General features: G+C 45.6%; 1 protein-coding gene and 1 pseudogene. Both read left to right on the forward strand.

Annotated features, from left to right (window positions below; genetic code table 11):
- A pseudogene (locus AWU74_RS10720) lies at window positions 1-280 on the forward strand (transketolase family protein); the annotation flags it as partial.
- 52 nt (window positions 281-332) lie between these two features.
- Window positions 333-725 carry a transketolase C-terminal domain-containing protein gene (locus AWU74_RS06905; RefSeq protein ID WP_228378635.1) on the forward strand — a complete coding sequence of 131 codons (393 nt, stop codon included), beginning with the start codon at window positions 333-335 and terminating at the stop codon, window positions 723-725.
- The last annotated feature ends 10 nt before the right edge of the window (window positions 726-735 follow it).

The following is a 735-nucleotide window of genomic DNA, read 5'->3' on the forward strand; positions in this document are numbered from 1 at the left end:
TACTGCGGGAGCTTTTTTAGCCTATCGGTGTTTAGAATTCATCCGGGATGATATATGCTTTCAGCAGCAGAATGTAAAAATTGTCGGCATGGGAAGCGGTTTGGCATGGTCCACGCTTGGGTCTACCCACCATACAACCGAAGATATTAGTGTACTGCGTGCGCTGCCGGGTCTAACTATATTTTCACCTGCCTGTCCATCGGAAGTACAAAATGTCGTACGCGCCGCCTATGATATTAAAGGGCCGGTATATATTCGTTTAGGATGGGAATGGGGGTGAACCGGAGATATACCATGAGTCTCATCCTTTTAGCGTTGGGAAAAGCATTGAAATAAAACCGTGCCGTGATATTGCCATATTTTCCATGGGAAGCATTCTGCCGGAAGTTGTAAGTGCCGCTCTAAAACTTCAGGAGCGCCATATTAACGCGAGGGTCATTAATGTACATACCTTAAAGCCTATAGATAAAGAAGCGGTGATTAAAGCCGCATCAGAGACACGCATATTATTTTCAGTGGAAGAGCATACTGTTTTTGGCGGTCTGGGTGGCATAATCGCTGAAATACTGGCGGAAACGGGAGCAGGGGTTAAACTGAAACGGATAGGGCTGCCCGATTCCTTTGCGGCAGGGTATGGGAGCGTCCAAGATGTACGGCGTATGAATTGCTTGGATAGTGATAGTATTTTTACCGTCATTTATAAATCCATTGAGGGAGAAATATGAGCATAAACTC

The sequence above is a fragment of the Treponema endosymbiont of Eucomonympha sp. genome (assembly GCF_001028545.1).